The sequence below is a fragment of the Pseudoalteromonas sp. S2755 genome (assembly GCF_005886535.1).
Lineage (GTDB): Bacteria > Pseudomonadota > Gammaproteobacteria > Enterobacterales > Alteromonadaceae > Pseudoalteromonas.
Genome location: NZ_PNDS01000157.1, coordinates 1 through 7,782 on the forward strand (window position 1 = coordinate 1; position 7,782 = coordinate 7,782).

Here is a 7,782-nt window from a genome sequence, read left to right on the forward strand (position 1 = left end):
CTTCCAATAGCCAGCTATTGTGCGTAAATTCGCCTAGTTTCCCCTAAAACTTTCTGGCTAGACAAGGAGGTAAATTAAGTTGCCCCTTAACAACAAGGAGTGAGAACCTTTCTTATCTAAACCACAGGTAAATTTATCTCGACCTGTGTGGGCTATACGTTGCTTAAACTATTTGTAGATTGTCTCGTCCTTTAAACCAAGCGTGGAGCTTAATTAGGAGCTTGTACCAAATTTCGGGCAAAAAAAAGCCCGCAAATAATGCGGGCAAAACAACAAGTTGAAGGAAGTAATCCAGGGAACAAGATGAGTTACTTTGGGTTTTATCCACAAAATGCGTCATCTAAGCAATACGAAAAATCAGAATCCTATTGCAAGTAACTGTGCTTTGCTGAAACTTCAGCTGCTCGCTCAGTACAGGGTGTATATTAAAGAGGTTTTGGCTTTTCATCAAACTAGAAAAATTCTTTTTTCAGATAAAAAAAACTAATATCAGAATTTTTGTTAAGGTTAAAAAGTGAGCTTAAATGTGGTGATGTATTTGTGTAAGTTTATGTAAAATATAGTTTTGTATGTTATATGCGCAAAGTGTAAATATTAGATAATCTGTTGTTAATTGGTAAGACCAATTTGTTTTTTGAGGTTTTATTCTCTGTTTGTGCATAAAACTCCTGTTTTATGCAATTTTGGGTCATATTTAGAGGTTGTGTTGGAGATTGTCGAATTTGCTTAAGTTTGGGTAAAGCAAAGGGAGTTACACTGTTTGGCTCTATTTATCGTCAAATACAATGAATTCGCAGTATTGAGATTGTAAGGTATTTGCAGTGTGGTTAAACTAGCTGAACCTTTTGGTAGTAAATCTAGTCTATCTCTAGATATTGCTCGGTAGAGCGCAAGAATATAAATGGCTACCATTGCCGAAACACTTTTGGGAGTATAATAACGTGGAATCGGGACTAAATTTTGTCGATCTAATTTTAAAAGCCAGCTTTTTGGTACAACTTGTTATGTTGACCCTGGTGGGATTGTCTATTGCTTCTTGGGCAATTATTTTTCAACGTAAAACCGTCATTTCTCAAGCCCAAAGCCAATCAAAGAATTTCGAGCAAAAATTTTGGTCCGGTATGGATCTTAGCAAACTCTATAATGAAATAGCAGCAAGGACTGGCAGTGCCTCTGGACTAGAAGCGCTATTTGTATCCGGCTTTAAAGAATTTGCAAAGCATAAAAAAGGCAATATCCAATCTCCTTCAATTGTTGTTGAAGGTACTCACCGTTCAATGCGTGTCGCGCTTTCTCGTGAAATTGAAAAGTTAGAATCGAGCCTTTCTTTTTTGGCAACAGTTGGCTCTATCAGCCCTTATATCGGTCTATTTGGTACCGTGTGGGGTATTATGAACGCTTTCATCGCGCTCGGCGAAGTGAAACAAGCGACACTGCAAATGGTTGCACCAGGTATTGCTGAAGCGTTGATTGCGACAGCCATGGGTCTGTTTGCGGCAATTCCAGCGGTTATGGCCTATAACCGATTTGCCAAAAATGTAGAAAAGCTAGAAACTCAGTACATTAACTTTATGGAAGAGTTCGCTAATATTCTTTATCGTCAGGCTGCAACACAAGTAGAGGCAAAACAAAATGTATCAGCGTAAGAGACGTCGTCCCGTCGCGGAGATCAATGTCGTTCCTTATATTGATGTTATGTTGGTGCTGTTGATCATCTTTATGGCAACGGCTCCACTTATTCAACACGGCGTAAAAGTAGACTTACCCCAGATGGAAGAGTCTGAATTGGTTGAAACTAAAGACTCGCCACCGATCATTGCCACTATTGATGCTGAAGGTCGCTATTTTGTGACTGTTGGTACTGACCCAGAAGCACCAATGGATGCCGTAGAAGTAGCTGCGGTGATTAAGCTTAAGTTAGAGCAAAACCCAGATACCCCTGTAATGATTAAAGGTTCGGGCAGAGTGTCGTATCAAGAAGTACTATATTTAATGGATTTCTTGAAAAGAGCAGGTGTTCCTTCTGTTGGCCTAATGACTAAATCATTTGAGGATGAGTAATGAGTTCATTATCTAGCAGTGTAGTTAAGTCAGTATTGCTTCATGGCGCGATTGGCGGTCTGCTATTTGCTACGGCAAATTTTCAAGTTGAAACACCTACTGTGATGGAAGTCACCTTAAATCCACAGCAAAAAGATCAAAAGCCTGAAAGGGCGGTTTCTGCGGTGTCGGTTGATCAGCAAGCGGTTGAGAAAAAGATTGCTGATTTAAAAAAGCGAGAAGAGGAAAAGCAAGCTGCTGAAGATCGCCGTATTCGAGATCTTGAGCGACGTGCACAGCAAGCCAGAAAAGACCGTGAAGCCGAAGCTAGGCGCATTAAAAAGCTGGAGCAAGCGCGTCAAGCTAAGTTGGAAGAGACTCGCCAAGCTGAGGCGCAAGCTAAACGCGCTCGTGAAATTGAGAAAAAGCAACGTGAGCAGGCTGATAAAGCGAGAGCTGAAAAAGCCGCTGCGGAAGAAGCTGCTAAAAAGGCAGCAGCCCAGCGTCAAGCTGAGGAAGATCGCTTAAGAAAGGCCGAAGAGGCGAGGAAACGTCGCGAAGCTGAGGAAAAACGAAAAGCGGAAGAAGCGGAGCGTCAACGTCAAAAGGCACTTGAAGAACAAATGCTGCGTGATCAGCTTGCTAAGGAGCAGGCAGCAAGAGCGAAGATCCGTCAACAGCAAGTCTTGAGCGAAGTGGATAAGTTTAAAGCACTTATCATGCAACGCATTCAAGCAAACTTGCTTATCGATGAAACAATGAAAGGTAAACAATGTCGAGTAAACATTCGTCTAGCCTTCAACGGCCTTGTGACGCATGTAGAATCATTGGGCGGCGACAAGCTAGTTTGTGAAGCTGCTATTCGTGCTGTGAAAATGGCCGATACTTTACCTGTTTCTAAAGATAAAGACGTGTTTGAGCAGCTTAAGAATATCAATTTAACAATTAAACCAAATTTTTAAAGGACGAACATGCTAAAGAAGTTCACAACCTTACTGCTGGTTTTTACTCTGGGTGTATCACAGTTTGCGCAAGCCGCACTTGAAATTGTGATAACAGAAGGGGTAGACAGTGCTAGACCCATCGCGATTGTGCCATTTAAGTATAATGGCACTGGTGAAATGCCGTCGAGTTTAAGTGACGTTATTTCTGCGGACCTGATGCGCAGCGGTAAATTTAAGCCCGTTGCTGAGGCTGACATGCCTCAATTACCTACAACTGACTCGGAGATCGATTACGCTGCATGGGTCGATGCGGGGGTTGAAGCGGTAGTAGTAGGCACCGTGACTCAGCAATCTGCTGGGCGCTACTTGGTAAAGTATGAATTGATTGATGTGATCAGGGCACAGCTTACTGGTGGCGAAACTCGCATTATGTCAAATGGTCGCTTAATGCAAAGTGACGATCATGTACTTGAAGGACGCCAAAGTATTGTCAGCAGCACAGGCTTTAGAAACTATGCGCACCAAATTAGCGATGTTGTATACGAAGCTTTAACTGGTGAAAGAGGCGCATTTAGAACTAAGATCGCTTACGTCATTGTACGTGACGGCCAAGATAAGCCATACCAGTTAGTTGTTGCCGATTATGACGGTTACAACGAGCAGGTGTTATTGCGCTCCAAAGAGCCGTTAATGTCTCCTGCATGGTCGCCAGATGCAAACAAACTTGCGTACGTGACTTTTGAAAATCGCCAATCGCAAATCTACATTCAAGATATTTACACTGGGAAACGCGAACTGATCACAAGTCACCCAGGTATCAATGGCGCACCACAGTTTTCTCCCGATGGAACTAAATTACTTGCAGTACTCTCTAAGGATGCAGGTGGAGCGACAGAAGTATATCTAATTGACCTGAAAACGCGTCAAGAAACACGCTTAACTCGTCATCGTAGTATAGATACTGAGCCTTCTTGGCATCCAAACGGTCAAGAAATTGTGTATACATCTGAAAGGGGTGGTAATGCTCAGATTTATAAGTTAAATTTAAAAACTGGTAGGTCTAAGCGAGTTACGTTCGACGGCGACATGAACTTAGCAGGTTCGATCACGCCAGATGGTAAACGTCTGATTATGGTTAACCGTACGCTGGGCCGTTACCACATTGCGAAAAAAGAATTGGATTCCGGGCTGTTTCAAGTGCTGACTCGTACCAGACTAGATGAGTCTCCGAGTATTGCACCAAATGGTTCGATGATAATATACAGCACCTTGCACAATAATAAGCAGGTATTGGCATTGGTGTCTATGGATGGTCGCTTCAAGGCAAGATTACCTGTCTTGGACGGTCAAGTTAAGGCACCAGCCTGGTCGCCGTTTTTACAGTAATTTTGCTGGTTAGATTTATAAAGATATAGGAATATACTCGATGCAACTTAACAAAACTCTAAAAGCCTTAATGGTCGCGTTGCCAGTGATGACACTTGCAGCATGTAGCTCATCTTCAAGTGTTGATGAGGGCGCGGCGAGCGAAAGCAACCAAGCGGCAACCACACAAGACAACACTGTTGATGTAAACACTATGTCTCGCGAGAAATCTGCGGAAGAAAAACTACGTGAGAAATATGAAGCCCTACGTCAAGAACAGATCGTTTACTTCGATTTTGATAAATCTACTATTCAGAGCAAATATGCTGAACTACTTCAAGCGCACGCTGATTTCCTAGTGAAAAACCCAAGCGTGAAAGTACTTGTTGAAGGTCACGCTGATGAGCGTGGTACGCCAGAGTACAACATCGCACTAGGTGAGAGCCGTGGTAAATCAGTTGCTAAATACCTTCAAAGCCTTGGTGTTTCTGACAGCCAAATCTCTGTAGTGAGCTATGGTGAAGAAAAGCCTATGATTAAGTCACGTACAGAAGAAGCGTTCGCTAAGAACCGTCGCGCGGTATTAGTGTACTAAGAAAGAGTTATTATGAAGCCGAATACTATTTTGGCAGCATTCTTACTCATGAGCGGGAGCGCCCAAGTTTGGGCTGCTCCCGCTCCTGTTTCAGAAGCTGCAAATTCAAATCAAACACTTGAAGAACGTGTCTCTCAATTAGAGAGCATGATGAGAACCCGCAATTTACTGCAAGCCGAGCTTCAGCAACAGCTTAATCTTTTACAAGAAGAAGTAAGCCAAGTACGCGGTGTGACAGAAGAGCAGAGCTATAAGCTTGAAAAAGTGCTACAACGTCAACGTGAGTTATATCAAGAGATTGAAAATCGCGTCAGTCAAGCTTATGACCAGTCACAATCCACTGCAGCTGCGGTAACGCCTGATGTTACGCCAGAGCAAGCATTCAGCAGTAATCTGTCTGAGAATGAAGCGTACGACCGTACAGTAAACATGATAATGAAGGATAAGCGCTACGATGCGGCGATCCCTGAGTTTCAAAGTTTCTTACAGCAGTATCCAAATTCAGTGTATGTGCCGAACGCGCATTACTGGTTAGGTCAGCTATTCTTAATAAAATCTGACGATGGAAAAGCTAAGTCTCATTTTGCAACCGTTGTTGATAATTTCCCTGAATCGAATAAACGTCCAGAAGCGATGTTAAAGCTGGGTACTATTTTACATAAACAGGGACAAGCCGCTGAAGCGAAGACACTCCTTAATAAATTGATTAAAGAGTATCCAAGTACGACTCCTGCAAAGTTGGCAACAGAGCGTTTAGCGAAGATGTAATTATCACTTTTTGAGCTGAGTGCCTTAAAATTAGGCGCTTAGTCATAAAAAGTGAAAAAAACTAGCTATTTCAGTTGCACTCAAAATTTAAATAAGTATTATAAGCGCCCGCAGCAGGCGATTGGTAACAAAAAACTGCTGCGTTAAGTGGGTCATTAGCTCAGTTGGTAGAGCAGTGGACTTTTAATCCATTGGTCGATGGTTCGAGTCCATCATGACCCACCACTTTACAAGCTTTAGAATTCATATTTGAGCGGGTCATTAGCTCAGTTGGGTGAAAAAAGACCGAAGCAAGGCTTCGCAGCTTTTTGAACGCGAGTCAGGACGACGAGCCGGAACACCTCTTCAGGATGAATTAATGGCACTTTTAATGCTTGAGCGGGTCATTAGCTCAGTTGGTAGAGCAGTGGACTTTTAATCCATTGGTCGATGGTTCGAGTCCATCATGACCCACCATCCTCTTATTCTTCATATATTATTCAAAATACTTTCTTAAACTCGCCATTTTGAGCTAAACATTCGCTAGGATTACCCCTGTATTTTTCGTATAATTCCACCTAATTATGCAATGTGGACTAGTGGTCGAGAAATGAGTCTAGCTGAACGTATTATGCCGGAAGATTATATCTTCCCTCCAAAACCTGCCCCTCTTACCGTTGAAGAAAAAGCAGAGTATAAAGCGCGTATCAAAGCGCTATTAGTTGAAAAGAATGCGGTACTGGTTGCCCACTATTATACTGATCCTGAGATCCAAGCACTTGCTGAAGAAACTGGCGGCTGTGTTGCTGATTCATTAGAAATGGCACGCTTTGGCGCTAAGCAAGAAGACAAAGACATGATCATCGTAGCCGGCGTGCGCTTTATGGGCGAAACGGCAAAAATATTGACACCGCACAAAACCGTTGTGATGCCAACACTCGAAGCAACTTGCTCGTTGGATGTAGGTTGCCCTATCGACGAGTTTTCTGCGTTTTGTGATCAATACCCAGATAGAAAAGTGGTGGTATACGCCAATACTTCAACTGCGGTAAAAGCAAGAGCGGATTGGATTGTCACCTCTTCTTGCGCGCTTGAGATTGTTGAGCACCTTGATGAGCAAGGCGAAAAAATCATTTGGGGTCCGGATAAGCACTTGGGTTCTTATATTCAAAAGAAAACGGGTGCAGATATGATCATGTGGAACGGTGCATGTATCGTTCATGATGAATTTAAAACCAAAGCCCTTAAAGACATGAAACAACTGCATCCTGACGCCGCAGTACTGGTTCACCCTGAGTCTCCTGCAGAAATCGTAGACTTAGCGGATGCAGTAGGCTCAACGAGTCAGTTAATTAAAGCTGCGCAAGAAATGGATAATCAGAAGTTTATCGTTGCTACCGATCGCGGTATCTTCTATAAAATGCAGCAACTTTGCCCTGAGAAAGAGTTCTTCGAAGCGCCTACCGCTGGTGAAGGCGCTACATGTCGTAGCTGTGCCCATTGCCCTTGGATGGCAATGAACGGCCTACAAGCAATTGAAGAAGCGCTTATCAGCCCACAAGGCAAAGAAGTCTTCGTTGATATGGAATTGCGTGAAGGCGCACTACGTTCGCTTAATCGCATGCTAGATTTTTCTGCATCCTTGCAAAAATAGTAGGATTAATAGACAAATAAATCCTAAAAGCAAAAAACTGCTTGATAAAGTGCGAGGCTTTTCATAGTATTAGCCCCGCAATTCAGTGCGGAGAGATGGCTGAGTGGCTTAAGGCGCACGACTGGAACTCGTGTATACGTTTATAGCGTATCGAGGGTTCGACTCCCTCTCTCTCCGCCATTCCTATTTATTTAAATCAATCATCTACTAAAAGCTGCTCGTACTTTTGGGGACATTCTGGGGCTATGAAAACCCTAAACTTCGTTTTTATTTCCTCAATACAGCGCATCTTCAAAAACCATTCTGGTTTACGTCATCTCTATTTAAAAAATACCTTTGCTTGTGTAATGTAGCCTCAGATTATCGGCTGGAGTCGCAAACGGCATAGTCGTACGAATTTGAGTTCAGTATCCGTGATCTAATACCAATTGAATTAA

At 42.9% G+C, this 7,782-nt stretch carries 7 protein-coding genes and 3 tRNA genes; all 10 read left to right on the forward strand.

Translation table 11 applies throughout. From position 1 onward, the window contains the following. Positions 1 to 941 precede the first annotated feature (941 nt). The 10 genes from tolQ (at position 942) to CWC03_RS21265 (ending at position 7,525) form a co-directional block, all read left to right on the forward strand. A complete protein-coding gene (gene tolQ, locus CWC03_RS21220) occupies positions 942 to 1,646 on the forward strand; it encodes a protein TolQ (protein WP_010377591.1) in 705 nt (234 codons plus the stop codon). Beyond that, the gene (gene tolR / locus CWC03_RS21225) at positions 1,633 to 2,061 is read left to right on the forward strand and encodes a protein TolR (RefSeq protein ID WP_138583566.1); all 429 of its coding nucleotides are present in this window, start codon (positions 1,633 to 1,635) and stop codon (positions 2,059 to 2,061) included. Before tolQ ends, tolR begins: the two co-directional genes overlap by 14 nt. Beyond that, positions 2,061 to 3,002, forward strand: a complete 942-nt coding sequence (tolA, locus tag CWC03_RS21230; protein ID WP_138583567.1) for a cell envelope integrity protein TolA — start codon at positions 2,061 to 2,063, stop codon at positions 3,000 to 3,002. The genes tolR and tolA overlap by 1 nt, the downstream gene beginning before the upstream one ends. A 9-nt stretch (positions 3,003 to 3,011) precedes the next feature. Then, a complete protein-coding gene (gene tolB, locus CWC03_RS21235; protein ID WP_138583568.1) occupies positions 3,012 to 4,370 on the forward strand; it encodes a Tol-Pal system beta propeller repeat protein TolB in 1,359 nt (452 codons plus the stop codon). Between the two features lie 40 nt (positions 4,371 to 4,410). Next, the gene (gene pal / locus CWC03_RS21240) at positions 4,411 to 4,944 is read left to right on the forward strand and encodes a peptidoglycan-associated lipoprotein Pal (protein ID WP_017215988.1); all 534 of its coding nucleotides are present in this window, start codon (positions 4,411 to 4,413) and stop codon (positions 4,942 to 4,944) included. 12 nt (positions 4,945 to 4,956) lie between these two features. Beyond that, positions 4,957 to 5,712, forward strand: coding sequence for a tol-pal system protein YbgF (gene ybgF / locus CWC03_RS21245; protein WP_010377599.1), 756 nt, complete (start codon positions 4,957 to 4,959; stop codon positions 5,710 to 5,712). 149 nt (positions 5,713 to 5,861) lie between these two features. Beyond that, positions 5,862 to 5,937, forward strand: a tRNA-Lys gene (locus CWC03_RS21250). A gap of 155 nt (positions 5,938 to 6,092) precedes the next feature. Next, a tRNA-Lys gene (locus CWC03_RS21255) sits at positions 6,093 to 6,168 on the forward strand. Between the two features lie 133 nt (positions 6,169 to 6,301). After that, positions 6,302 to 7,345, forward strand: a complete 1,044-nt coding sequence (nadA, locus tag CWC03_RS21260; RefSeq protein WP_010605119.1) for a quinolinate synthase NadA — start codon at positions 6,302 to 6,304, stop codon at positions 7,343 to 7,345. An 89-nt stretch (positions 7,346 to 7,434) separates the two neighbouring features. After that, positions 7,435 to 7,525 (forward strand) — tRNA-Ser (locus CWC03_RS21265). Positions 7,526 to 7,782: the final 257 nt, after the last annotated feature.

What these genes read in the sequence shown, in the direction of transcription:
- tolR (WP_138583566.1), top strand. Translation starts at nt 1,633, where the DNA reads ATGTATCAGCGTAAGAGACGTCGTCCCGTCGCGGAGATCAATGTCGTT.
- tolA (WP_138583567.1), top strand. Translation starts at nt 2,061, where the DNA reads ATGAGTTCATTATCTAGCAGTGTAGTTAAGTCAGTATTGCTTCATGGC.
- tolB (WP_138583568.1), top strand. Translation starts at nt 3,012, where the DNA reads ATGCTAAAGAAGTTCACAACCTTACTGCTGGTTTTTACTCTGGGTGTA.
- pal (WP_017215988.1), top strand. Translation starts at nt 4,411, where the DNA reads ATGCAACTTAACAAAACTCTAAAAGCCTTAATGGTCGCGTTGCCAGTG.
- ybgF (WP_010377599.1), top strand. Translation starts at nt 4,957, where the DNA reads ATGAAGCCGAATACTATTTTGGCAGCATTCTTACTCATGAGCGGGAGC.
- nadA (WP_010605119.1), top strand. Translation starts at nt 6,302, where the DNA reads ATGAGTCTAGCTGAACGTATTATGCCGGAAGATTATATCTTCCCTCCA.